The sequence below is a fragment of the Paenibacillus sp. FSL R7-0189 genome (assembly GCF_037969925.1).
Classification (GTDB): Bacteria; Bacillota; Bacilli; order Paenibacillales; family Paenibacillaceae; genus Paenibacillus_AQ; species Paenibacillus_AQ odorifer.
This window is the reverse complement of record NZ_CP150223.1, coordinates 951840-977437: the sequence shown is the minus strand read 5'-3', so window position 1 is coordinate 977437 and position 25598 is coordinate 951840. Positions and strand designations below refer to the sequence as shown.

The 25598-nt window shown below is 43.7% G+C and carries 20 protein-coding genes; 16 read left to right on the top strand and 4 right to left on the bottom strand.

Annotation, left to right across the window (positions count from 1 at the left end; translation table 11 throughout):
* Nucleotides 1–167 precede the first annotated feature (167 nt).
* From MKY63_RS04090 to MKY63_RS04075, 4 genes are all read left to right on the top strand, one after another.
* On the top strand, nt 168–1706 hold the full coding sequence (locus MKY63_RS04090) for an ABC transporter ATP-binding protein (RefSeq protein ID WP_036679500.1): 1539 nt from the start codon (nt 168–170) through the stop codon (nt 1704–1706).
* A complete protein-coding gene (locus tag MKY63_RS04085) occupies nt 1699–2772 on the top strand; it encodes an ABC transporter permease (protein WP_076107269.1) in 1074 nt (357 codons plus the stop codon). Before MKY63_RS04090 ends, MKY63_RS04085 begins: the two co-directional genes overlap by 8 nt.
* On the top strand, nt 2773–3729 hold the full coding sequence (locus MKY63_RS04080; protein WP_036679496.1) for an ABC transporter permease: 957 nt from the start codon (nt 2773–2775) through the stop codon (nt 3727–3729).
* Between the two features lie 184 nt (nt 3730–3913).
* Complete coding sequence (locus MKY63_RS04075; RefSeq protein WP_036679494.1) at nt 3914–4243, top strand: hypothetical protein; 330 nt, start codon at nt 3914–3916, stop codon at nt 4241–4243.
* A gap of 21 nt (nt 4244–4264) precedes the next feature.
* Here MKY63_RS04075 and MKY63_RS04070 read toward each other — a convergent pair whose 3' ends face one another.
* Nucleotides 4265–4711, bottom strand: coding sequence for a GNAT family N-acetyltransferase (locus MKY63_RS04070; RefSeq protein ID WP_036679492.1), 447 nt, complete (start codon nt 4709–4711; stop codon nt 4265–4267).
* 591 nt (nt 4712–5302) lie between these two features.
* On the opposite strand from MKY63_RS04070, the gene ilvB reads away from it, so the two are divergent.
* The 5 genes from ilvB to MKY63_RS04045 all read left to right on the top strand — a co-directional run bounded on the left by ilvB (nt 5303) and on the right by MKY63_RS04045 (nt 14379).
* Nucleotides 5303–7045: a biosynthetic-type acetolactate synthase large subunit gene (gene ilvB, locus MKY63_RS04065; protein WP_036679490.1), complete on the top strand. Its 1743-nt coding sequence runs from the start codon at nt 5303–5305 to the stop codon at nt 7043–7045.
* Nucleotides 7042–7530, top strand: a complete 489-nt coding sequence (ilvN, locus tag MKY63_RS04060) for an acetolactate synthase small subunit (protein WP_170914191.1) — start codon at nt 7042–7044, stop codon at nt 7528–7530. The genes ilvB and ilvN overlap by 4 nt, the downstream gene beginning before the upstream one ends.
* A gap of 177 nt (nt 7531–7707) precedes the next feature.
* Nucleotides 7708–8700: a ketol-acid reductoisomerase gene (gene ilvC / locus MKY63_RS04055; protein ID WP_036679485.1), complete on the top strand. Its 993-nt coding sequence runs from the start codon at nt 7708–7710 to the stop codon at nt 8698–8700.
* A gap of 108 nt (nt 8701–8808) precedes the next feature.
* Nucleotides 8809–10350, top strand: a complete 1542-nt coding sequence (locus MKY63_RS04050) for a 2-isopropylmalate synthase (protein ID WP_339811611.1) — start codon at nt 8809–8811, stop codon at nt 10348–10350.
* 288 nt (nt 10351–10638) lie between these two features.
* Nucleotides 10639–14379 (top strand): collagen binding domain-containing protein, encoded by a 3741-nt coding sequence (locus MKY63_RS04045; protein ID WP_339811609.1) that lies wholly within the window; start codon nt 10639–10641, stop codon nt 14377–14379.
* 67 nt (nt 14380–14446) lie between these two features.
* Here the strand turns inward: MKY63_RS04045 and MKY63_RS04040 are convergent, their stop codons facing one another.
* Nucleotides 14447–15592, bottom strand: coding sequence for a response regulator (locus MKY63_RS04040; RefSeq protein WP_051491105.1), 1146 nt, complete (start codon nt 15590–15592; stop codon nt 14447–14449).
* Nucleotides 15593–15676: 84 nt separating this feature from the next.
* Nucleotides 15677–18640 carry an ATP-binding protein gene (locus tag MKY63_RS04035; RefSeq protein ID WP_339811606.1) on the bottom strand — a complete coding sequence of 988 codons (2964 nt, stop codon included), beginning with the start codon at nt 18638–18640 and terminating at the stop codon, nt 15677–15679.
* 259 nt (nt 18641–18899) lie between these two features.
* Between MKY63_RS04035 and MKY63_RS04030 the strand changes: the two genes are divergently transcribed.
* From MKY63_RS04030 to MKY63_RS04015, 4 genes are all read left to right on the top strand, one after another.
* A complete protein-coding gene (locus MKY63_RS04030) occupies nt 18900–19466 on the top strand; it encodes an RNA polymerase sigma factor (RefSeq protein ID WP_051491104.1) in 567 nt (188 codons plus the stop codon).
* Nucleotides 19463–19915 carry a zf-HC2 domain-containing protein gene (locus MKY63_RS04025; protein WP_038569222.1) on the top strand — a complete coding sequence of 151 codons (453 nt, stop codon included), beginning with the start codon at nt 19463–19465 and terminating at the stop codon, nt 19913–19915. Before MKY63_RS04030 ends, MKY63_RS04025 begins: the two co-directional genes overlap by 4 nt.
* 75 nt (nt 19916–19990) lie before the next feature.
* Nucleotides 19991–20488 carry a hypothetical protein gene (locus MKY63_RS04020; RefSeq protein ID WP_036680114.1) on the top strand — a complete coding sequence of 166 codons (498 nt, stop codon included), beginning with the start codon at nt 19991–19993 and terminating at the stop codon, nt 20486–20488.
* A gap of 17 nt (nt 20489–20505) precedes the next feature.
* Complete coding sequence (locus tag MKY63_RS04015; protein WP_038569223.1) at nt 20506–21597, top strand: DUF5668 domain-containing protein; 1092 nt, start codon at nt 20506–20508, stop codon at nt 21595–21597.
* Between the two features lie 75 nt (nt 21598–21672).
* Here the strand turns inward: MKY63_RS04015 and MKY63_RS04010 are convergent, their stop codons facing one another.
* Entirely contained in the window at nt 21673–22653 is a 981-nt protein-coding gene (locus MKY63_RS04010; protein ID WP_076273450.1) for an aldo/keto reductase, read from the bottom strand.
* 226 nt (nt 22654–22879) lie between these two features.
* Here MKY63_RS04010 and leuB point away from each other — a divergent pair, with 226 nt between their 5' ends.
* From leuB to MKY63_RS03995, 3 genes are all read left to right on the top strand, one after another.
* Nucleotides 22880–23962, top strand: a complete 1083-nt coding sequence (gene leuB, locus MKY63_RS04005) for a 3-isopropylmalate dehydrogenase (RefSeq protein WP_036680106.1) — start codon at nt 22880–22882, stop codon at nt 23960–23962.
* 171 nt (nt 23963–24133) lie between these two features.
* A complete protein-coding gene (locus tag MKY63_RS04000) occupies nt 24134–24673 on the top strand; it encodes a peroxiredoxin (protein ID WP_036680102.1) in 540 nt (179 codons plus the stop codon).
* Between the two features lie 225 nt (nt 24674–24898).
* Nucleotides 24899–25306, top strand: a complete 408-nt coding sequence (locus MKY63_RS03995; RefSeq protein ID WP_036680100.1) for a hypothetical protein — start codon at nt 24899–24901, stop codon at nt 25304–25306.
* The last annotated feature ends 292 nt before the right edge of the window (nt 25307–25598 follow it).

Genomic DNA, 25598 nt, shown 5'->3' with positions numbered 1-25598 from the left:
ATTTATTGCATTACAATAAGGATCAAAGAATAAGGCCGGTGTTGTGCTGGCCTTATTCCTTGTTAAAGCACTGGTTATGATATGAGGAACATAGATATACCGCCTTACAAAGGGCGGTACATCCGTGTCTATAAGGTAGTTATATATTCTGTGATGAGGGTGATTCCATGAGTGCTGCGGCTCCTGTCGTAGAGTTGAAGCAAATCACAAAACGCTTTCCCGGTATTGTTGCTAACGATTCCATTAGCTTGACGCTTAAAAAGGGTGAAATTCTTGCATTGCTTGGTGAGAATGGTGCAGGCAAGTCCACTTTAATGAATATTGTATTTGGATTGTATCAACCGGATGAAGGCAGTATTGAAATCGACGGGAAACCGGTTATTATTGATAACCCCAATAAAGCTATTGAGCTTGGTATTGGTATGGTTCATCAGCATTTCAAGCTTGTGGAGCCTTTTACGGTGACCGAGAATATTGTTCTTGGGATGGAGCCGAAAAAAGGTCTTAAAATTGACTATAAATCCGCTGCGGAACAGGTTCGGAAGCTATCGGAGCAATATGGCCTGCAAGTGAATCCAAATGCCGTTATTCATGACATTTCGGTAGGTATGCAGCAAAGGGTAGAGATTATGAAGACCCTGTACCGTGGAGCGGATATTCTCATATTTGATGAGCCGACCGCAGTACTTACGCCTCAAGAAATTACGGAACTCATGGCGATTATGAAGCGGCTTGTTGCAGAGGGAAAATCCATTATTTTGATCACGCATAAGCTTAAAGAAATCATGCAAATATCTGATCGGGTCACCATTATTAGACGTGGGAAAGTAATTGATACTGTGAATACCGCAGAGACTAATCCTAATGAGCTAGCTGAAAAAATGGTTGGGCGTGGCGTAACTTTCAAAGTGGACAAGAAAGCTCCTGAGGTTGGCCAATCTGTACTCAAACTGAAGGATGTCAGCAGTAAGAGTAAAGACGGGGTTTCCGTACTGGATGGTCTTAGCTTTGAAGTTAAAGCAGGGGAAATTCTCGGGATTGCTGGCGTAGATGGCAATGGACAAAGTGAGTTGATCCAGGCCATTACAGGTCTGCGCAAAATTGATTCGGGTTCGATTACCGTGTCTGGCAATGAAATTGCTAATTTATCACCGCGGAAGGTTTCAGAGATGAATGTCTCTCATATTCCTGAGGACCGCCACAAGCATGGGTTAGTGCTTGATTTCACCATGAGTGAGAATATGGTTTTGGAAACCTATTATAAGAGTCCTTACAACAAAAATGGCTTTTTGCAAAATGATGTCATTGATAAGTACGCAGCGAAGCTTATAGAGCAATTTGATGTACGTACACCTTCAATAGAGACCAAAGCCCGTTCTTTATCCGGCGGAAATCAACAGAAAGCGATTATTGCGCGGGAAATAGATAAAAATCCGACATTGTTAATTGCCGCACAACCTACACGCGGTCTAGATGTTGGGGCTATCGAATTTGTTCAGAAGCAACTCATAGCTCAGCGTGATCAAGGAAAGGCTGTTCTACTTATTTCCTTTGAATTGGACGAGATTATGAACGTCTCTGACAGAATCGCTGTTATCTATGAAGGGAAAATTGTCGGTGAAGTGTTCCCGCAAGATACGAATGATCAGGAACTGGGTCTTATGATGGCAGGCAGCTTGCAGCGGGGAGGTAAGGCAGTTGAATAAGTTCAAAAAAATCTTCACAACTGACAGCTACATCGTTCCTCTGGTTGCCATCGTGCTTGGTTTTCTTGTGGGAGCAATAGTTATGCTTCTGGGCGGTTATGATCCGATAACTGCTTACTCCGCACTGTTCAAACGGGTGTTTGGTAATTTGTATAACTTTGGTGAAGCTGTGCGCGAAATGACACCATTAATGCTTACAGGGCTAGCCGTAGCTTTCGCATTCCGTTCAGGGATGTTTAATATCGGGGCAGATGGCCAAGTAATGATTGGTATGACAGCGGCAACAGTGGTGGGTATTAAGATGGCAGGTCTGCCATCCTTCCTGCTTGTCCCGCTTGCTGTAATTATTGCGGGTGTCTGCGGTGGTTTATGGGCAGGGATTGCCGGTTATTTGAAAGCAAAACGCGGGATTAACGAAGTTATTACCACAATCATGTTAAACTGGATCGCTCTTTACCTGTCGAATTATATCGTTAGAAACTTTTTGTTGCTTCCAGGACAAAATCGTTCCGAGGATATTCCGGCCTCACTTTCCATGACCTTTTTGAATTCGATATTTGATAATGCACGTCTACACTGGGGTACAGCTATTGCTCTTGCTGCAGCGGTATTCTTCTATGTGTACTTATGGAAGACCAAGCAGGGCTACGAAATGCGTGCAGTTGGTTACAATCCACATGCTGCCGAATATGCAGGGATGAATGTTGGACGTAACGTTATGAAGGCAATGTTCATAAGTGGTGTATTCGCCGGTCTGGCCGGAGCAGGAGAGGTGCTTGGTGTATTCCATTATCAAGCTATTTTCGCGGCATCGCCAGGATATGGATTTGATGGTATCGCCGTTGCTCTTCTTGGTTTAACACATCCACTTGGTGTTATTCTGGCTGCGATTCTCTACGGTACGCTGACTTATGGTTCTGCGGGTATGAGTTTTGCTGCAGATGTTCCACCGGAGCTTATTCGTATCGTTATTGGTTCAATCATATTCTTTATTGCGGCACAAGGGATTGTGCGCTGGGTGCTTAAGCCCTTTTACTTCAAGCGCAAGAAAGAGAAGGTGTTATAGATGGATCTGCAGACGTTAGGTCAACTGCTTAATACAACGCTTGTTTTTTCCACAGCGCTCATTTTTGCCTCACTTGGCGGCATCTTCTCTGAACGTTCCGGTGTCGTAAACATTGGACTTGAAGGTTTGATGATGTTTGGTGCCTTTGCGGCAGCAGTAGGCGGTTATTATGCTCAGGACGCTGGAATGGGCGAATGGGCTCCTTGGGTTGGTGTACTCTGTGCTATAGCTGTTGGTGTGCTAGGCTCACTAATTCATGCGGTTGCATCTATAACCTTTAAATCTGATCAGACGATTAGTGGTACGGTTATTAACTTTTTAGCTGCAGGCAGCACGCTCTACATGGTAAAGCTCCTGTTTGATGGATCTGCTGAAACTCCGATCATTGACGGATTCAGCAAGGTTGCAATTCCTGGGCTCTCCAAAATCCCAGTGATTGGTGAAGGGATTTTTAATTCCTATCCTACAACTTATCTGGCCATAATACTGGTCATCGTTATTTATTTGGTTCTGTTTAAGACGCCATTTGGATTGCGTTTGCGTGCTGTAGGTGAGCATCCAAGTGCTGCAGATACACTAGGTGTAAAAGTTAATCGGATGAGATATATCGGTGTAATGTTGAGTGGATTGATGGCGGGTATTGGTGGGGCTACAATCACTTTAACAACGACCGGAACCTTTGGACATAATACAATCTCTGGTCAAGGTTTTATCGCCATTGCAGCGATGATCTTTGGGAAATGGAATCCACTTGGTGCCTTTGGTGCAGCGGTATTCTTCGGATTCTCCCAAGCGATTCGCAACTATGTTCAATTGTATGAGTGGTCACAAAATATTCCTCAAGAGTTTATCTTTATGATCCCTTATGTACTGACTATCATCGTACTGGTAGGGGCTGTAGGCCGTTCCTCTGCTCCTAAGGCATTAGGACAGCCATACGATCCTGGTAAGCGATAGAAATGTAACTTTTCAAAGCCGTATTTCCGGTCTTTTCCCGGAAATACGGCTTTTTTATTAGGATCAGCAAGGATAAACATTGAGGTAGGAGGGCAAGTGTACAGGCGAAGGTCCTTTCCAACGAATAGACTGTTTTGTAGATGATGCGAATGAGAGGCGTACAAAACATTTAGGAGGGGATCATATGACTAAGCCAGTTACGAAGAAGCAAGTTATGAGACTCGTAGGTAAGCAGATCATTGCAGTAAAAAAAGACGGTACTCAGGTGACAGGTAAACTGCTGCGTGTATCCGGAAATCGTCTGATATTACAACGCGTAAGTGGTAAAAAAGTACAAACCAAAGCAATCATTCCTTTAGTGTTGTTTGATTTGCTTGCCATTGGTACAGCACCTTATGCTTTTGGTGGTGGCTATGGCGGTGGAGTGCCTTATGGTGGAGGTCCTGGCTATGGCAATCCTTATGGAGGCTATGGGTACGGAGGCACACCCTATCCACCTTTCGGATTCTTTTAAGTTCAGTTGAGTTTGATTTAATTAGATGAACCTTTTTTCCAGTTCGTAACAGAAGCTTAGGGATTGATAACGGGCTACGCTGTAGCCCAATTTTTGATAAAAGGCAAGAGCTGCTGTATTTCCTAAATCGACGGATACCTTAGCCCGATGACATCCGCGTGATAGTGCAAATCGTTCTGCTCGATCCATGAGCATATTCCCCAAGTGTTTGCGCCGTGCTGCGGGTGCTATGGCTAACATATCGATATAAAGTAAATCACCATGCAGCAGGAAATGGACAAACCCCATTGGATCACTCTCATAGTCGGGACAGGCGACTAAGGTGATACCGTGTCCCAGACGACGGGGGATATCTTTTTTGATTTTGGCAATTTCAGTCTTTGGCAAATGAGATAATGGTACAAGCTGTCGCTCGATTAAATCAAGGATGATGACGTCATCCTGCTTGGGCCGACGATAACGGATCATAGAGCGCCCCCTTTCTACGCATTGTCGTACATCATATGTCGGGAGCGGGGTGGGGGTTCCCAGCACGTAGAAGTAGGAGTTGTGACAATATTAAAAATAAGGGTATTGACTTATCCATGTTAGGAATCATATAATGTGTCTAAACATTTTATCGAACATACATGTATCGGCAATGATGAGGACGAAGTTTTAAGGGCTCTTTTGCTCAGAGAGTGTGAGGATCTGCTGCAACCTCCACCGAAATCCCTTATATACGAGCTCACCTCGGAGCTGTTTTCCTGAAAGGTCCACTGGCTAGAGTTGTGGAATTATTAGGGGAAATCGTTTAGTCCGCGTTAGGGACTTCAGGTTACAGAGATTAGGGCCCTTGCCTACATCGATGGATTTTTGTATACCTGATAAGGCGTTGCATCGCGAGATGTAATGCAAACATGGGTGGTACCACGGAAGATCAACCTTTCGTCCCTCACGCGCTAATACTGTGCGTGGGAGGCGAAAGGTTTTTTTGTTTTATAAGGAACCATTTGCTGATGTATAAAGGACGGTCCGTCATTTGCATAATGAATGTTAAATATCGGAGGAGGAATACTGATGAGCGCGCAAATACCGGAATTACGGTCTACTGAGCAGTTAAAAGAAAAATGGATGGAGCCGGAGGTCATTTCCGGTTCCGAGATATTACTCCGCAGCCTTGTATTAGAAGGTGTAGACACTGTATTCGGATATCCGGGTGGAGCTGTATTGTACATCTATGATGCATTGTACGGTTTTACGGATTTCAATCACGTGTTAACACGTCATGAGCAAGGCGCTATTCATGCAGCTGACGGTTACGCTAGAGCAAGTGGCAAACCAGGGGTATGTATAGCTACCTCGGGTCCCGGAGCAACGAATCTTGTAACAGGTATTGCTACAGCATATATGGACTCCACTCCATTGGTTGTAATCACAGGTAACGTATTCTCCAGCCTGATCGGTACAGATGCTTTCCAGGAAGCAGACATTACCGGGATAACGATGCCAATCACTAAGCATAGCTACTTTGTAAGAGATGTTGAGGATCTCCCGCGTGTTATACATGAAGCTTTCCATGTGGCGAATACCGGTCGTAAAGGTCCAGTGTTGATCGATATTCCGAAAGACGTGTCAGCAGCGAAGACGTTGTTCACACCAGTGAAAACAGTGAATCTTCGAGGCTACAATCCTTGTACAGTTCCAAACAAACTGCAGCTTGATAAATTGGTTCGTGCGATTGCGGTTGCTGAACGTCCGATTATCATTGCAGGTGGTGGAGTTATTTACTCCGGAGCACATGAAGCTATGTTCGAATTCGTGAAACGGACAGAGATTCCAATTACTACAACCTTGCTGGGTCTCGGAGCTTTCCCTAGTGCAGAAGAACTTTGGATGGGAATGCCGGGTATGCATGGTACGTATACCGCGAATAATGCAATTCAACAGTGCGATTTGCTCATTAATATCGGTGCACGTTTTGATGATCGTGTTACTGGCAGACTGGACGGCTTCGCGCCAAAAGCCAAAATCGTGCATATCGATATAGACCCTGCAGAAATCGGGAAAAATGTATCGCCTGATATTCCGATTGTAGGCGATGTGAAAACTGTATTGGAAATGCTGAATCCTGAGGTTGGCCGCGCATCTAATGCTGATGCTTGGAGAACACAGATTGCTCAGTGGAAGCTAGATCAGCCGCTTCGGTATAAGGATTCAGAAACAGAGCTTAAACCACAATGGGTGATTGAAATGATCAATGACACCACTAAAGGTGAAGCGATTGTCACAACGGATGTTGGTCAGCATCAAATGTGGGCTGCACAATACTATAAGTTCAATCATCCGCGTTCATGGATTACTTCAGGCGGTCTTGGAACGATGGGCTTCGGATTCCCGTCAGCTATCGGTGCACAGATGGCACATCCTGAACGGTTGGTAGTATCGATTAATGGTGATGGCGGCATGCAAATGTGTTCCCAAGAGCTAGCAATATGTGCGATTAACAATATACCAGTCAAAATTGTAGTAATTAACAATCAGGTGCTTGGCATGGTTCGCCAATGGCAGAATCTTATCTATGATAAACGTTACAGCTTTACAGATCTCGCAGGCAGTCCTGACTTCGTTAAGCTGGCTGAGGCCTATGGCGTAAAAGGTCTACGGGCGACGAATAAGGAAGAAGCACGTGATGCATGGCAGAAGGCACTGGAAACACCGGGTCCAGTATTGGTAGAATTCGTTGTTCCAAAAGACGAGAATGTCTACCCGATGGTAACTCAAGGTTCAACCATCGATCATATGCTGATGGGGGATGAATAACAGTGACAAGACATACGATTTCTGTACTCGTAAATGACCAGCCGGGTGTGCTTCAACGGGTGTCGGGTTTGTTCGGTCGCCGCGGATTTAATATTGAGAGTATTACGGTTGGCCAGTCTGAAGAGGTTGGATTGTCCCGGATGGTTATCGTTACTCTTGGAGACCAGCATACGCTTGAACAAATCGAGAAGCAGCTCTACAAGTTAATTGATGTAATTAAAGTCGTTGATCTTGGATCTAAGCCAATGGTTGCTCGTGAGCTGGCTCTGATTAAAGTGAATGCTGATCCAAGTGAGCGTCCGGAAATTATGGGCGTTGTAGAAACCTTCCGGGCTTCAGTTGTTGATATTGGCAGCACTACATTGTTAGTACAGGTAGTTGGAGATACAGTGAAGATTGATGCGATGATCGAGCTTTTGAAACCTTATGGAATCAGAGAGCTGTCTCGCACAGGTATTACGGCTATGGTACGCGGTAACTCTTAAATATTTTATTTTGCGACTTTAACGGATTACTGCTTAATTGCATTAATCTGATATGATATGAATGAACTTCCCGCTAAAGGGCGGGAGCTTGAGGAGCAGCTAGATCTTCTATGAATCCAGTTCTCTTGAAGCACCCGCTCTTTATGATGGGTCTCAAATTAAAGGAGGATATTGACAATGGCAGTTACAACGTACTATGAACAGGATGCAGAACTTAGTGTATTAAAAGGAAAGACAATTGCGGTAATCGGGTACGGTAGCCAAGGACATGCCCAAGCACAAAACCTGCGTGACAGTGGTCTTCAAGTTGTCATCGGTCTTCGTGAAGGTAAATCTTTTGAAACTGCGAAAAATGACGGTTTTGAAGTATTGCCAGTTGCTGAAGCAGTATCCCGTGCAGATGTTGTGCAAATCCTAATGCCAGATGAAACACAGGCTTCGGTATATAAAAATGAAGTAGAACCAAACCTCAAAAAAGGCGCAGCTTTGATGTTCTCCCACGGATTTAACGTACACTTTGGACAAATCGTTGCTCCTAAAGATGCAGACGTGCTGCTTGTAGCACCAAAATCTCCAGGTCACATGGTTCGTCGTACTTATGTTGAGGGCTTTGGCGTTCCTGGCTTGATTGCTATCGAACAAGATGCAACTGGAAAAGCTAAAGAAATCGGTCTTGCTTATGCAAAAGGTATCGGCTGTACACGTGCAGGGGTTATCGAAACTTCTTTCCGTGAAGAAACCGAAACTGACTTGTTCGGTGAACAAGCTGTACTTTGCGGTGGTGTATCCGCACTGATCAAAGCTGGCTTCGAAACATTGACTGAAGCAGGATATGCTCCTGAAATGGCTTACTTCGAATGTCTGCACGAATTGAAGCTGATCGTTGACATGGTATACGAAGGCGGATTGTCCAGCATGCGCGATTCCATCAGTAACACTGCTGAGTACGGTGACTATGTAACTGGACCACGCATTGTAACTGAAGATACTAAAAAAGCTATGAAAGCTGTTCTGACAGATATTCAAGAAGGTAAATTCGCTCGTGACTTTATCCTTGAAAACCAATCCGGACGTGCTTTCCTTACCGCTACTCGTCGCAACGAAGCTGCTCACCCAGTAGAAGTTGTAGGTAGCCAATTGCGTGAAATGATGCACTGGATTAAGAAATAATCATAATCATAATCATACTTATGATTAAATAGTATTACCTTCAAATGCGGCCGTGACTTTGCGAGCCGCATTTGAGAGTTTCAGCACAATTTTTGGGAGGTGCTTAGCATGCGGAAAATTTATGTGTTCGATACGACACTGCGAGATGGAGAGCAGTCACCAGGTGTGAACCTCAACACGCGTGAGAAAATGGAGATCGCTTACCAGTTAGAGAAGCTGGGAATTGATCGCATGGAAGCGGGTTTTCCTGCAGCTTCTCCAGGTGATCTAGCTTCTGTTAATGCGGTGGCAAGAGCTGTGAAGAACGTCACGGTAATCGGCCTTTCTCGTTCTAGAGAGACAGATATTGATGCTGTAAAAGAAGCACTACAGGGAGCGCAGGACCCTTGTATTCATATTTTTCTAGCTACATCTCCTATTCACCGCCAGCATAAGCTACGGATGGATAAGGCTCAGGTGTTGGAAACTGCACAGTCTGCTATCCGATACGCTAAAAAATATTTCCCTAAGCTCGAGTTTTCATTAGAAGACGCGGGCCGTACGGAGTATGATTTCATGGCTGAAATGGTCGGCATGGCTATCCGGGAAGGCGCTAATGTTGTAAATATCCCGGATACTGTAGGTTATTTGAATCCTTCGGAGTACGGAGCTATCTTTAAATATCTAAAAGAGAATGTGCCTGATATCGAACGCGTACAGCTTAGTGCCCATTGTCATAACGATCTTGGTATGGCTACAGCAAATACGCTGGCTGCGATTCAGAATGGTGCAGATCAGATCGAAGGAACGATCAACGGTATCGGTGAACGTGCCGGGAACACAGCGATTGAAGAAGTTGCGCTAGCGCTTGAGACACGGGCTGAATTTTTTGGAGCAAAAACATCGCTTACGTTATCCGAGATCTCTCGCACAAGCCGTCTGGTCAGCAAGCTGACAGGTATGGTGGTTCCAGGGAATAAAGCGATTGTAGGAGCTAACGCATTTGCTCATGAATCGGGTATTCACCAGGACGGGATGCTGAAAGAGAAAACTACCTACGAGATCATGACACCGGAGACTATTGGACTTAAAGAGAGCAAGCTGGTACTCGGCAAACACTCTGGACGTCACGCTTTCCGCGATAAGTTGAGTGATCTAGGGTATGATGTGTCCGAAGAAGAGCTGAACACCGCTTTTTCTAGATTTAAGGATTTGGCAGATAAGAAAAAAGAAGTATCAGATGAAGACATTTTGGCTTTGATTGAAGAGAAATTAATTGATACGCCAGAAGTCTTTAAGCTGCAAACGATGTTCGTTACTTATGGTAATGAAGCTGTTCCAACCGCCAAGGTTATTATTGCGGGTCCGGAAGACCAGCCGATTGTAGCTGAGGCAGAAGGTAATGGTTCAGTAGATGCCATCTACAATGCTATTGATAAAGCCACGAATGAGGAAGTTACCCTTGGAGATTATTCGATTAAATCGGTCTCCCGTGGTAAAGATGCGCAAGGTGAGGTTCATGTAGTACTGTCGCAGGGAGAAGTAGCTGCACAAGGCCGTGGACTTAGCACCGATATTCTGGAAGCAAGTGCCCGCGCTTATATTGATGCGCTTAACAAGCTTCTGGAGAAACGCAAGACTTACACCAAACGTGATCACGCTAGTCTATAAGATGTACAATGTTGTTATTTTTATTTTCCACTAAGTAGTAAATACGACAGGGATATGCGAGTTATTGCGCATATCCCTGTTTTTTTTGCAATAAAAAGATCTCCAAGACTGTAATAGGATGCTGTTCAGATTATGTATAGATGGACTATTTACAATAGTTGTTAGGTTGCAAATTTATATCATGAAAAAGAGTCAAGGAGGTTAATGCGGGGGAGTAGAGTACGGGATTCAAAGGATAAAGCTTAGGAAAGCACGATAAACGGAGTGACAAAGGAGGCATTTTTAATAATGTTATCAAAAAAGAAAATTAGCGCATTGCTCGTAGTATTCTTGCTTGTGACGCAATGGGCTTACAGCTTTGGCTTTGGAGTCAATTCGCAGGCATATGCGAGTGGCAACGGTACTGTAATTGGAGATGACCTCATTACTAGTGTTACGCTTGCTGTATACACCGATGATAAATACACAAATACGGTTACAGAAAGCGTATATGAACTTGATTCCTATTCGGAATTGAACTATACATGGTCACTTCCAGATGGGCATGGATATAAGGATGGGTCCACCTATACCTTTGATCTTCCAACACAGTTTGAACTTTATAACGATCTGAATGGTGATCTTATTTTTGACGATGAACCTGTAGGGACTTATACCGTCGACAAAAATACTAACCGCGTTGTATTTACATTTAATGCTTATATCGAAACCCACGATAAGGTGGGAGGGACTTTCTCCGTAAGGTCACTTTTGAGCTCCAAGAAGATTACTGGCTCCACGAAGCAAACCCTGATTTTCCCGATACAAGGCGGTACTCAGACCATTGAGCTTAATTTTAAGCCGAAGGTTAGCTCTACTATAGAAAAAGACGGTTCGCCTAAGCCGCAGTATTATAACCCAACAAGCATCGCTTGGACGGTTGATGTGAATAAGGCACTGGAAAGCGTAAAAAATGCAGTTGTCACAGACACACTCCCTGCGGGATTATCACTGAATACGGTATCTATTGCTGTTTATGAGCTTGATGTGAAGGTCGATGGGACTGTGAGTCTTGGCAATATAGTGGACAGCAGCAAGTATGATGTGACAGGATCCACTTTGGGAGAGTTAAAGCTGAAATTTGCGGATAACCCGCTTACTAAGGCCTACCGGATTGGCTTTTCTACGGATATTACTGGTACTGGTGTAGATGCGAAAACCTTTTTGAATGAGGCAGTCTTAACAGGAGATAACGGATTTTCTAAAAAGGCTAGCACTACAGTTACAGTAGGACGTGGCAAACCACTATCGAAAGAGTCCACTAAATACGATGCAGCGAATCAGGTGATTTCCTGGGCTGTTAATTTCAATTACAATGAAAAAACAATTTTAGCGGCAAATGCTATTTTGAAGGATACATTCAATAACACCCAAGATCTGATTCTCAGCTCGGTTAAAGTTTATCCTGTAACGATCGACAGTAATGGCAACGGGGTTAAAAGCGCGGAAATCGCTTCAAGCGAATATACAATAACTCCAACAACTGCAACGGGATTAAATGGTTTTGATCTGAAATTTAACAATGATATTAATTCTGCCTACCGTATTGAATATCAGACAAAGGCAAATGGCAGAGTATTTGATGATGGCAAGATTACGAACAAGATTACTTATGATGGAAAAACAGAAACGGGTTACAGTGATATCAAGCAGCAAATTCTCCATAAAAATTATAGCAACGTTAATTATGCGACTAAGACCCTCGATTGGACTATCCAAATTAACGATGACAGCAAGACTATGGAAAATTTAGTGGTGACAGATACTTTTGGCAATGCCGGATTAAAGCTTGTCCCGGGTACATTAAAGGTTCAACCAACTAAAGGTGGAACTGCTACCGTCCATAGTGTTGTTTACAATGCGCATGATCCGGTTGCAGTAAACGATGGATTTGTGATTACTTTTAATGCGCCGATAAATGAGCCTTACACAATTACTTATACAACAAGCTTTAACTATGATTGGCTGGCTCCGGGCAAAACTCAATTCACTAATACAGGTGCACTCGATTGGAAAGAAACGGTTAATGGGGTGAAGGAGTCTAAGCATAAAGAAGCGACCGCAACCTTTAATCCAAGAGATGAGGTTAAAAACAATGGGAAGAAGAGTGGTTCCTACAATGCTGTAACTAAGGAGATCACTTGGAACATTGGGGCTAATTATAATCAGAAAACGTTAAGCCAAGCTCAACTGGTTGATACCATTTCAGCTGGCCAAGTTGTAAATATGGATTCTGTGAAAGTGAATAAATGGGAGTATGGAAAGGATGGAAATCCTTCTCCTCAAGCTAGTGTGAATTCCGCTGATTATAAAGTGGAGCTGGATGGCAGTGAGCTGAAGGTGACATTTAATAAAACGATTAATTATGCGTTCTACGTCACTTTCAAAACAACGTTCGCGGATCAAGCGATTGATTCAAATGAAATTAAAAATACAGCTACGTTATATGATGGTACGAAAGTAGAGTCCGCTAAACTGCAAGCTTCTGTTAATATCCCTCAGGGCGGGGAATATGTTAACAAAGAAGGTGCGCAGGATGGCAATAAAATACATTGGACGGTTTACATCAACCGTAACCAATCTTTTGTAAAAGAAGCGGTAATTACGGATATTCCAAGCGACAATCAAATCCTGCTGTCCAATACATTCCATGTCTACAAAACGAAAGTTGCAAGCAATGGGGATGTAACATCCACCAACCAAGAATTGGTGAGTGGTACAGATTATAAGCTGGAAATCACTACGGATAATGACGGAAAAGAAAGCTTTAAGCTTAGTTTCCTCAAGGATATTTCCGAAGCTTATATTTTAAAATATGATTCCCTGATCACAGCACAAAACAATGATAAAGTAACCAATCAGGTTAGTTTCGATGGTAAAAACATCAAGGTAGTTCCAGGTGTAAGTACCGAAGAAATTATCGTTAAGCTCTCTAGCGGCTCCGGTACAGGAAGCGGCGTAAGAGGACCGTTAACGATTACCAAAGTAGAAGACGGGAATACGAGTAAGGTGTTAAGTGGGGCCGTTTTTGATCTGTATCGCGTAGTTGATGCCGATAAGATCTGGATTAAGGAAGGCACTACGGATACCAACGGGATACTTGAATTTACTAAACTGACAGGTGGGAAATATGTATTAATTGAGAAAACAGCGCCTGCTGGTTATGTTCTTGATCAAACACCACATGAAGTGACTATTTCTTCGACGACAGGGATAAGCCTTCAGGTTAAAAACAAAGTTCCGGCACCAACAGCAACGCCTATACCGACCGTAACGCCAGCACCAACGGTAACACCAACGCCAGCGCCAACAGTAACACCAACGCCGACAGCAACACCAACGTCGACGCCGACAGCAACACCAACGTCGACACCAACAGCAACACCAACGTCGACGCCAGAGGAACCGACAGGTCCTATCTGGACACCATCACCGACTCCGGAAGTAGTCGTTACTTCTACGCCAACACCAACACCAGTTGTGGTGGCAACACCTTCACCAACACCGATGGTAACGCCAGTGTCGACAGCAACGCCAACAGCTACTCCAAGCCAGCCTGTGGCAACTAGTACGCCTGTTGTTCCGCAGGTAACTCCACCTGTGCAGAAAGAGATTACCAATGAAGATGTTCCTATTGAAGGTGAAATTCCACTTGGGGGAGTGCCAAGCCTGGGAGATGAGCCGGGACATGGTAAAGTAATTATTACTAAGGATGGCAAATGGGTCTACACACCTGATCCGGGCTATATTGGTAAAGATAAGTTCACCATTATTGTTACAGATGAGAATGGAAATGAAGAAGAAATCCTCATAGAAATTGATGTGGAGGAAGTACCAAAGGGTACAGTTACTAAGCCAGGAAATAACAGCAATAAACCGACTCAGCTTCCGAAAACGGGAGAAGACAGCGCATTTCCGATCTACTTGGTAGGTGGAAGTCTGGTACTACTAGGGTTTGTATTAACAAGACGATTCAAACGTAATAACTAGGAAGGTAATAATAAAGACACCCGGTTTTATCCGGGTGTCTTTATTATGTCTTGATAGGGTATTTAGCTCATCGCACTCTATGGTTAAACTGTTCCCATTGCTCGTACCAGTGCTCAACGCTGGCTGGAAGGCCAAGGTTAAGTTCCTTTTGGAACAAATCCTTGAGCAGCTTGTACTGCTCTTCCACAGCGGAACGTTCTCCAATACTGTCGTAGACCTTCATTAATCCTAAATGCCCTTGTTCAAAATAAGGCTGCAGCTGCACTACTCGTTGATAGACAGTAACGGCCTCGGCAATTCTGTTGCTTTCTATATAAAATTGGGCAATGCCCATTGCATGGTGCAGCCAAATGGTACGAAGGCGTTGCCGCTCACTTTCGGCCCATAAATAATCATAATCGTCAAAGTAATCTCCAGAATAAAGCTCGAATAAAACTTGATGCTCCGCACAATTAACTTCACTAATGGTTTCCAGAGCCAGAATCCCCTGTTCCCACTTATCTACATCGATCAACATTGATCCGGTTTCAAGGGTATAGCCTTCCCCCCCGCTAAGGTTGCTGATATGCAGGTCGACTTCATTCTGCTTTAAGCATTGCCGGACTTGATAAATTGTTGTATAGAGATGGGTAGAAGCCTTTTTCAGATTAAAGTCAGGCCACAGCAGTTCAATCAGCATGTCTTTACTTACAAAGCGGTTGCGATTATGGAGCAAAAAAGCAAATAACTCTTGGGCCTTAGAGGTTCTCCAACGCAGATTATTCAGAGATTGTCCACCTCGTTCAAAACGAAGCGATTGAAGACAACGAATGGTTACCTCTTCTGTTGCAATGATGAGTTTTGGGGCAAGTGACAATCTTTCTTCTAACCGTTGGACGGCCTTCAGTAGTCGGTCATTTCGCACAGGCTTCAAAATATAATCGAGCGCATTGATCTCAAAGGCTTCCACAGCATAATGGTTATACGCGGTAACAAAGATAATATTTGCGTTTGGACAGGTCTCTTGGAGCATCTCCGCAGCTTGAAGACCATTAATTTCAGGCATTTCAATATCAATAAAAATAACGTCAGGATGATAAGACGGAGCCTCTTGAATGGCCTGCGAGGGGTCCGTATAGGAAGCGGCTATATGTATGGATGGTATTTTTTTTAACATAAACTCTAATTTCACAAGGGCAAGCCGTTCATCGTCAACTAATATTGCCTGAATCATTATTAATCACCACTCAGATATAGTATTTTAGCCAAAAATACGTCGAATCCTTACTTGATATTTGGGTTCACAATAGTTTGTCTGTTAATCAGAAAGTTTTCGAATCGGATTTTTTTTGTCAGAAGGAATAATAAAACTCACAGAAGTTCCTTTCCCTTCGGAGCTTTTAATCTGCAGCCCTTTTCCGTAGACCCGCAACAGCCGTTTATGTGTATTTAAAAATCCGATTCCTCGTACATCATTAGACGGATTGCTGAGCAACTGCTGGAGTTGTTCGTTTTTCATGCCTTGGCCATTGTCTGATATCGTGATTTCAATATCGCCAGCTTGTTCCTTAATGGTTATGGACACCGTTCCTCCTTGGGAGCGACTCAAAATACCGTGCCGGACAGCATTTTCAACCAGTGGCTGTATAGTCAGAGGCGGCAGCTGAAAATGCAAGCTTTCCTCATAATCCCAATGAATGGTCATCCTATCTTCAAAGCGCTCCTTCTCTATGTAGAGGTAGGCATGAACAAGCTCAAGCTCTCGTTCAATCGGTATCATAGGCTCAGCATTCAGGAAATTGAAGCTTAAACGCAAATAAGAGCTGAAGGCATCCACAAGGTGACTCATTCTATTAATATCAAAAGAGGCCAGCGCGGATATTGAATTTAATGTGTTGAACAAGAAATGTGGTTGTATTTGCGCTTGAAGATAGGCAGCTTCCACACGAAGCCGTTCGTTTACGGACTGTTTTAGATCTGTTAAGGAGCGTACACGGGCCTTCAGCTCTATTGCATTCATAGGCTTCATTACATAGTCATTTGCACCTGAAATGAATCCGGTATAAATATCTTCTGGTTGGTTTCGTGCCGTCAGAAGCAAAATGGGAAGCTCAGCAATGGTGTAACGTTCACGAATTCTATGCGCCAGTTCATACCCGGACATTTGTGGCATCATTACATCTGTAATAATTAAATCCCACTGAGCGGTATCCAGCAATAGTAAAGCATCGTTTCCGCTGGTCACCGTAACGATTTCATAGTCCTTGATGGAAAGTACGTTGGTAAGTATTTTTAGATTAACCGGATCATCATCTACAGCCAGAAGCTTGGGTCTCCTTCCATGGGCTGATGAAACGATACCCGGCGCGGTTAATTTGGATAAAGTGATCATAGATGGCGTGTCCGAGAATTCAGTCATAGAGGGCAGTTCTGAATTCAATACCCGGCTGGTTGAATCGTATAACGGCATTGTGAATGTGAAGGTAGTACCTTCTCCAAGTGTAGAGACTACACTTATTTTCCCGCCGTGAAGTTCAACTAACTGCTTGCTGGTGCTTAATCCAAGCCCGATGCCACCGCTAACTTCGTTCATGCTGGAGTCGCCCTGTTCATAGGGCTGGAAAGCTCTGAGCAACGTCTCCTCGTTCATGCCAAGACCAGTATCCGTAATATGAATCTGCGCCGATTTTTTATGAATATCTGCATGGATTCTTATCGTGCCTACAGTCGTATATTTAACAGCATTTTGAAGCAGATTGAACAAGATCTGAATGAGTCTTTTTTCATCAGCCACAATAGAAGGGAATGAATCTGGTATTTCTGAGATTAAGGTTAAAGATTTCCCTTCAATTAAGAATTTGAACATATCAAGCACACCCACTGCGAAGGATTGAATCTTAAGTTCTCTGAGCTGCAATTGTATATTGCTTTCACGGAGCTGGGATTGATCCAGCAGATCGTCTACCAGAAGGGACATACGTCTTCCAACGGTAATGAGCAGTTTTAAATTCTCAGCATTTTGATGCGTTACAGTGTCACGCTCGCTGTCCAGAACAGTTTCGGCAATGTTAATGATACTGTACAGCGGATTTTTTAATTCATGTGAGGTGTTAGCCAAAAAAACATCCTTTTGCGTAACACTTCTCTGCAGGCTGTGCGCCAGTTTTTCTGTCTCCTTAGTATTCCAGTGATATCGCTTAAATCCAAAAGTCGCAAAGCACAAAAAGGCGATAATTAGATCAAAAGGATAATAGGTAACGTTGACCCAGTTATAATTCTTGAACATTCCCCAAAGTGTGCTGTTAACGATGGCAAGCATGGATAACAACAGGAAAATAGAGCCTTCGTAATTTTTAACAATAGATCTCAGAAAAAGAATTACGACACCTAATGCTAAAACTAATAAATTTATGCCGAAAATCAGTGTGTGAAATTCATAATAGTGAACAACGGGTCCAAATAATATGAACAGGATGTCTACTATGGACAGGATGGTTAGGATACGAATACTTTTTATTTTTAAATCCGCGAACAAAAGATGTTTGCTTGTCTGCAGGATAAAAATAAATACAGCAATATAAGAGATAAAAAATAGTTTGAAATTCCATTGATAGTTCAAGGGAAATACGTGCAATAAAAGCCTGTCATCATCTATGAGTACGGTAGTTATAGCGGATATTACCAGCAGAAAAAAATAGATCAACATCTTTTGCCGCAGCCCAATTATATATAAAATAACAGCATATACAGCGTGAAGCAGTAGAACAACACATAATAGCAACTGTAGGCTAATAGAGATCAGTCTTTCCTGTGTTAAAGCTTTTTCGCTGCCAAATACAATCGTTTTAGAAATTCCTCCCGTTTGGGAAAAGGAATAGTTGGCTACATGGATCACAATTTCAAGTTCACTTTTATCGGTTGTATATGATACTGAATAAGGCAGTATGTACGGCATATAGTGTTCTTTACTCTCAGCAGGAGTGCCAGAGCTGCCCAGCCGTTCACCATTGATATACACTTCTGAAGAAGAGCGAGCTCCGGAAATGAGAAGACTATAAGATTGCTTCTTATTATTATCTGTAAGCACACGTAGTCGATAGGAGCCGTAGCCAAAAGCAGATTTATCACTATCGCTATCGCTAAGTGCATCTTTCCAGTTCCCCGGGACTTGTATATATTTTGTAGGAGCAGAAGTTAGAGATTGTTCGTTGAATGAAGGAAGCAGCATACCCGGGTAGAACTCCCACTGCCCATTTAAAATAAGAAGTTTGTCCGGATTCAAATTTTGATCCCGTAAATCCAACACCCCATTGATCAATGGTGGTTGTGTGGTGTGTGGAGAAATCATTACCCATAGGATACGAAATCCAGTGAGTATAATAAGAAACAATGCGATAATTAAGAAGAGTTTTCTTTTAGTCATAGTAGTTAAACATTATTCGACAACAAACTATATATTCCTCTCTTCGGCCTATTTCAAAAAATTCAAAAAAATTTATGCATAGGTTGCAGGGGGGAAGGATTGTCTGGCGTCTAACGTTATGAAGGTGAAGGAGGGGAGAAAGCTGGAAGAGGCAGAATGGATTGCTGCTGTGCTGAACGGTCAACATCAAGCCTTTGGGCATTTGGTGACACGTTACCAAGGCATGGTATACAGAGTATGCGTCAAAATCACAGGGGAAGCCGAATCGGCCAAAGATATGGCCCAGGAGGTTTTTATAAAAGCATATAAAGCGCTCCCCTCTTTCAGAGGACAGTCCTCCTTCTCGACATGGCTGTATCGGATTGCCTACCGCACCTGTCTGGACTGGAAACGGGCCAACGATAGGGAGTGGAAGTACCGAAGTGCAGCTGATTACACAGAAAATGATTGGGTAACGTCTCAAACTCCGGAGCATGAGGTACTTGAGCAGGAAACATCAGCTGAATTAGGAGAGAATGTGAACAGTCTGGCGGAACCGTACCGGTCGGTCGTCCAGCTGTACTATTTTCAGCGGAATTCCTACCAAGAGATTGCAGAGCAAAAGGGAGTTTCCGTGAAAACAATCGAATCGCAGCTTTATCGAGCCAGACAGATGATGCGTAAACAAAGGGAGGAATGGCGATGAATTGTGCAATAGTGAAGGAATGGATGCCACATTATATAGACGGCCTACTGTCTCCAGAGATGGAGCTGAGTATCCGATTGCACATAGAGTCATGTCCTGATTGCGCAGAGTGGCTGGAGGAAGCCAAAGCAATGTCGGAGCTGTGGTCGGAAATGGATGCTGACAGAGAACAGCTGCAGGCGCAGATGGACTTCCCGGATCTCGCAGCAGATGTTATGACACATATTGAGCAGCTCGAAACAGGGCGCAGATCACGAGCGACTAAGGCGACAAATGTAAGACGTCGTTCTGCCCCAAAAACCTCATGGATTCATTATGGAGTGGCTGCTTGCCTCAGTTTGTTATTGTTGCAGTTTGGGGTATTTGAGAATTTGGCCTATGGCATTACCGAAATAAACGGCCATATGTCGAATTCAGTAACCCAGTGGTTTGGTGGCTTTGGGAGATAGAAATAAAATAATTGATCATTAATAGATGTTTAAATTGGCTAAAGTTTTGCTACCCAAATTTTAGGAGGATGTATTATGATTAAGAAGAGACGTTGGCTCACTTTTATGCTGGCTATGGTACCTGGAGTAGGTCATTTGTACTTAGGCTTTAAAAAGCAGGGTTTACAGTTTATGATCGGGGCGTCCTTATGTATAATGTTTATTCCGTCCGAGCCCTTGATCTTCCCGTTTGCCCTGGCGGCGCTGTGGTTTTATCAATTGTTTGATGCCCTGCAGAAGGCGGCTTGGATGAAAATAACTGCTGCTGAACACGAACGAATGATGTTTCATCCAGACAGCTTCGGAGCCCCTTGGACCATGGGGATGTCCTCTATGCCTGGATATCCGCATGAAGAGATCAATCCAGCTTGGGTGGGAATCGGCTGTGTTGTTGCTGGATTCCTCATGTTGGTAATCACAGCTTTCCCTACCCTTTGGGATATGCTGACTGAGATCAACATCGGCACGATCCTATTATCAGTGGGTCTGATTGCGTACGGACTGAAGATGTTAAGGAACAATACGAGAGCATAAGAAACGGGGATTTAACTATGGGGAGATGGAAAATAGGAAGTTTCACAGCAGCCTTGGGCTGCATTGCCCTTGGTGTCATTATCGTGATGGCTCAGTATGATATGATCAGCTATGAGGTGCTTGGTTTTTTATGGCCGGCGTTGTTGGTCTTATTCGGACTTGAGATGTTGATTAGACTTTTTATCAAATCCGATGTCAAAAGCCGTGTAAGCGGCTGGGCCATCCTGTTAATTATTGTGCTGATCGGAGCAAGTGGTGCTCAGACAGTAATGGCCGGAGGTTCACTCAGCAATCTGATCGGTAATACACATCTAACTCCGCTTAGTGGGAATGTGGAAGTGAAAGAGAATATTACGACGCTCAAAATTGTACTTCCAAGTGGAAAAGTAAAGGTTGAGGGTGTAGCTGGAAGCTCTTTGGATTATGAGGGAAGTTTACTGCTGCCTGGAAAATCGCAAAGTGATGCTGAAAGTGCACTGGAAAAGAAATGGAAGGTTAGTACTGAAGGAGATACACTGATTATGGAGCTTGATTCCGATCATAATTGGTTCTCTAACATTCAGTTTGGATTCAATACCAAAAGTCCTTATCTAAATGTAAGTGCACCCAATAACCTTGCTGTTGAGGTTGAGACAAGTGATGGCTCTATAGAAGCCTGGAATCTAAAGTCAGGTATAGAGGTTGAGACAAGTAATGGTGCATTAAATATTCATGATATAGTCGGCGAAGTGGATGCGCATACCAGCAATGGGTCACTATCCGTACAGAATATCCAAGGTGAAGTTGAACTCGTGAGCTCTAATGGAGCCATAGTATTGGATAACATTGATGGGGCGTTGTCAGCCAAGAGCAGCAACGGCAAAATTACTATAAACTCAGCAGTGACCGGAAACTGGAAATGTACATCCAGTAATGGAAAGATTATAGTGGGCTTGCCGGCCGTGTCGGATGCGAAGATTATTGCAGATACAAGCAATGGCTCGCTGAAGGGGAATGTACCCTGGGATCGGGACGGCGATAGCTATGGTACCGCTGTGCTTGGTAAAGCCACTTATACTGTGGACTTAAGCACGAGTAATGGAAGTGTGACCGTGGACACAGCTGAATAAGTATGAATAAAAGGGAGCTGGGGCTTCAGCGTATTGATTCTGCTGAGGCCTCAGCTCCTTTGTGATAGAACTTACCTACCAAGCATACGCTTTAGGGGCTTCACCGCCGGGTCCAGGGAATATTTCATCTAGTCGTTTAAGCACAGCTTCATCTAGCACAATCTCAAGACTGCGCAGCGCACTCTCAAATTGCTCCAGGGTGCGGGGGCCGATAATTGGAGCAGTTACAGCAGGATTAGCCAGTAGCCAAGCAAGAGCGACATTATCCTGTGGTTCTCCCAGCTCCATACATAAGCTGGCAAAAGCCTCAAGCTGGCTCTTGTGCTGCTCTACACGATCTGCATTTCCGCCACTTCGGCTGCCCTCTATTTTTTTGAGTGCATTTCTTCCGAGAAGACCTCCATCGAGTGGGCTCCAAGGAATAATACCTAGTCCCAGATGGCGAGCGGCTGGCAAAACTTCAAGTTCAGGAAGCCGACAGGTCAGACTGTATTTATGCTGCTCTGAGACTAGTCCAAGAAAACCACGAGCCTTAGCTTCTTGTTGAGCTACGGCGATATCCCAGCCTGCAAAGTTACTGGAACCGACATAACCAATCTTGCCTTGATTCACAGCCAGCTCGAAAGCCCCCCAGAGCTCTTCCCAGGACGTACTGCGGTCTATATGATGCATCTGGTACAATTCTATATGATCGGTCTGAAGACGCTGCAGGGACCCTTCAAGATGGCGGCGAATGATATATGAGGATAATCCTTCTTCATCATTAGGACCATCAAGCTTATCATTCATGGCTCCATAAACTTTGGTGGCTAGTACAACCTTTTCCCGCCGCCCGCCGCCTTGCTTAAACCAGCGTCCAATAATGGTTTCAGTCAGGCCAGAATTTTCACCCCAACCGTAAATGTTAGCGGTATCAAAAAAATTAACACCTGCATCCAGTGCAGCGTCCATGATGCGGAAGGCTTCTTTTTCATCCGTCTGCGGGCCAAAATTCATCGTTCCTAGACATAGGCGACTGACCTTCATGCCGGATTTGCCAAGCTTTGTATAATGCACTTCGCATTCACTCCTTTGATAGATGACTTCATATTAATTGTAAACATCTTCAGAACTAAGAGCAAATGTGCTCAGCATTGAGGGTGGTGGTCTGATCCTGATTGTTTATAGGCTATACCTATCAGCTCAATAGAATCTATATCTTTGTCCTTTACGACTGGGTATGATACAACAATATAAAGAAGAACTATGTCTGTTAGAGCAGAAAACTTGAGGAGTGACTGAGATGAGTGAAGTTAAAAAAATCGCCGTTATCGCAGGGGACGGTATTGGACCAGAAGTTGTAGCAGAAGCGGAAAAAGTATTAAAAGTAACAGAAGAAGTATTCGGTTATGCATTTGAAACAGAGCATGCATTATTTGGCGGTATCGCTATAGACGAGAAGGGCACTCCGCTGCCGGAAGATACACTTGAAATCTGTCGTAGCGCAGATGCTGTGTTATTGGGTGCTGTTGGTGGACCGAAATGGGATAATAATCCAAAGGAGCTTCGTCCCGAAACCGGACTGCTCGGAATTCGCAAAGCACTGGGGTTGTTCTCCAACCTGCGTCCAGCTGTCGTATTTGACTGTCTTAAGGATGCTTCGACTTTGAAGCCTGAAGTCCTGGAAGGCACAGATCTTATGGTAGTTCGCGAACTGACTGGCGGGATTTACTTCGGAGATAAATTGCGCCGTCAAGGAGAACATGGTGAAGAAGCTGTGGACACCTGTGTGTATAACGTAATGGAAGTAGAACGAATTGTCCGCCAAGCTTTTGAGATTGCCGGCAAGCGCCGTAATAAACTGGCGAGTGTTGATAAAGCGAATGTACTTGAAACTTCACGTTTGTGGCGTGAGGTTGTGAATAAGATCGCTCCAGAATATCCGGAGGTAGAGGTAGAGCATGTACTGGTTGATAACTGCGCAATGCAGCTGCTGCGCCGTCCATCTAGCTTTGACGTTATCGTTACTGAGAACATGTTTGGTGATATCTTGAGCGACGAGGCTGCTATGCTGACAGGTTCTATCGGTATGCTTGCTTCAGCTTCGATGGGTGACGGCAACTATGGTCTCTACGAGCCCGTTCACGGCTCTGCTCCTGATATTGCCGGACAAGGGCTTGCGAACCCGATCGCAACAATCTTGTCGCTGGCCCTGATGTTCCGCTTAACCTTTGGTTATGAGGATGCTGCTGCTGCAATCGAAGCGGCAGTTGCTGCAGTATTGGATGCAGGACACCGTACAAGTGATATCGCCGTGGATAAGAGCAAAGCGATCAGTACAACTGAAATGGGCGACCTGATTGTTGCAGCAATCCGCAAAGCCTAATCTTCTATTTATAATAATTATAAATAAATAATTGATCTAATCTTGACTTTGATTTTGTGCGATGATACCATTTGTTAAGTAGACAAGATATTATCTATTTCAGCATTTTTCAGTATATTGAGAGATACAAATGGTATTTTTTCTTACATAATCAGAGGGAGGATTCTAGCAATGGCGGAACGTTTAGTAGGTAGACCGGCTCCCGATTTTACTATGGAAACCGTATCAGGTGATGGTAAGGATTTTGGTAAAGTAAGCTTGTCTGATTATCGTGGCAAATGGCTTGTATTCTTCTTCTATCCGCTTGATTTCACATTTGTATGTCCAACTGAAATCACAGCTCTCAGTGACGCAGCAGCGCAGTTTGAAGCACTTGATACAGCGATTCTCGGCGCAAGCATCGATTCGATCCACAGCCACAAAGCTTGGATTAATACCCCTAAGGATTCCAACGGCCTGGGTCGTTTGAATTTCCCGCTTGCAGCTGATATTACGAAACAAGTCTCTAAAGACTATGGCATTCTGATTGAAGAAGAAGGTATCGCATTGCGTGGCTTGTTCATTATCGATCCTGAAGGCGAATTGAAATATCAAGTCGTTAACCACAATGATGTAGGCCGCAGTGTGGAAGAAACTCTTCGTGTTCTGCAAGCCTTGCAATCTGGTGGTTTATGCCCAATGAACTGGAAGCCGGGCGATAAGAATCTGTAAATTTTAGACCGTTATCATAGTGATCTTTGATATTCTGATTTCTACCTCCTTGCAGAAAATTTTCTGTAAGGGGGTTTTTTGCACCAAAAGATCTTGTATATCTAAATAGATTTGAAAATAGGCGCGAAAAGTTATATTATGTCCTCGAGTGGAGGAATCTCCATTGGGGTAATGTAATACAATAATAAACAATCAAAGGGTTATTTCTAAGGAGGGCGAACAAATATGAGCTTTTGCTGTGGAGCGAGTATGGTAGGAACAAAGGGGACCCTAAAACATTATCGCACGCAAGTCCATAATGTTCCCCTGCTTTTTTGTCCGGTATGTCATCGTGTGGAGGTTCACTACAAGGTCGAGAATGAATATGAGATCTTAGCGGAATATGCACATGGAGATGGTGTTACCGACGTGGACTTTCAGGACTATGTCATGGAAGACGAAACTGCAATTTTCGAGAACGTCATTAACGTCGAGAGTGAAGATCCTCTAGCCGTTGTACGCAATCAAATCGATATGGCGCTTGATCTGCTAGCTGTAGCCAAACAGATCGAGGATACCAAGTGGGAACGGGAATTGAAAAAAAGGTTAGCTGTGATGAGTCAGCGCCGTCTACGCCTGCAACAAAAGGCATAAGTTTATTACTAATTTTTTGGGCATGCCCCATTTTTCCATGTAAGCCTCCGCAATTGCGGGGGCTTTTTAGCTTTTTATAATCCTTTTTAGCTTTTCGTAATCCTTTTTAGATTGTTTTAAATCATTTAGGCGAATAAATAGCGATAAATATAATTTGATGTGATGTTTCATATGTCTTTGGAATCATTTTATGAATTTTTTTACCATTCGACAGTTTCTCCGATTGCGTTGTCTAGTTCTCTTGGATATGATTGGAATATAATTGAACCGGTTGGAAAAAGTGCAACGATTA

What these genes read in the sequence shown, in the direction of transcription:
- MKY63_RS04090 (WP_036679500.1), top strand. Translation starts at nt 168, where the DNA reads ATGAGTGCTGCGGCTCCTGTCGTAGAGTTGAAGCAAATCACAAAACGC.
- MKY63_RS04080 (WP_036679496.1), top strand. Translation starts at nt 2,773, where the DNA reads ATGGATCTGCAGACGTTAGGTCAACTGCTTAATACAACGCTTGTTTTT.
- MKY63_RS04075 (WP_036679494.1), top strand. Translation starts at nt 3,914, where the DNA reads ATGACTAAGCCAGTTACGAAGAAGCAAGTTATGAGACTCGTAGGTAAG.
- MKY63_RS04070 (WP_036679492.1), bottom strand. Translation starts at nt 4,711, where the DNA reads ATGATCCGTTATCGTCGGCCCAAGCAGGATGACGTCATCATCCTTGAT.
- ilvB (WP_036679490.1), top strand. Translation starts at nt 5,303, where the DNA reads ATGAGCGCGCAAATACCGGAATTACGGTCTACTGAGCAGTTAAAAGAA.
- ilvC (WP_036679485.1), top strand. Translation starts at nt 7,708, where the DNA reads ATGGCAGTTACAACGTACTATGAACAGGATGCAGAACTTAGTGTATTA.
- MKY63_RS04050 (WP_339811611.1), top strand. Translation starts at nt 8,809, where the DNA reads ATGCGGAAAATTTATGTGTTCGATACGACACTGCGAGATGGAGAGCAG.
- MKY63_RS04045 (WP_339811609.1), top strand. Translation starts at nt 10,639, where the DNA reads ATGTTATCAAAAAAGAAAATTAGCGCATTGCTCGTAGTATTCTTGCTT.
- MKY63_RS04040 (WP_051491105.1), bottom strand. Translation starts at nt 15,592, where the DNA reads ATGATTCAGGCAATATTAGTTGACGATGAACGGCTTGCCCTTGTGAAA.
- MKY63_RS04030 (WP_051491104.1), top strand. Translation starts at nt 18,900, where the DNA reads ATGAAGGTGAAGGAGGGGAGAAAGCTGGAAGAGGCAGAATGGATTGCT.
- MKY63_RS04025 (WP_038569222.1), top strand. Translation starts at nt 19,463, where the DNA reads ATGAATTGTGCAATAGTGAAGGAATGGATGCCACATTATATAGACGGC.
- MKY63_RS04020 (WP_036680114.1), top strand. Translation starts at nt 19,991, where the DNA reads ATGATTAAGAAGAGACGTTGGCTCACTTTTATGCTGGCTATGGTACCT.
- MKY63_RS04015 (WP_038569223.1), top strand. Translation starts at nt 20,506, where the DNA reads ATGGGGAGATGGAAAATAGGAAGTTTCACAGCAGCCTTGGGCTGCATT.
- leuB (WP_036680106.1), top strand. Translation starts at nt 22,880, where the DNA reads ATGAGTGAAGTTAAAAAAATCGCCGTTATCGCAGGGGACGGTATTGGA.
- MKY63_RS04000 (WP_036680102.1), top strand. Translation starts at nt 24,134, where the DNA reads ATGGCGGAACGTTTAGTAGGTAGACCGGCTCCCGATTTTACTATGGAA.
- MKY63_RS03995 (WP_036680100.1), top strand. Translation starts at nt 24,899, where the DNA reads ATGAGCTTTTGCTGTGGAGCGAGTATGGTAGGAACAAAGGGGACCCTA.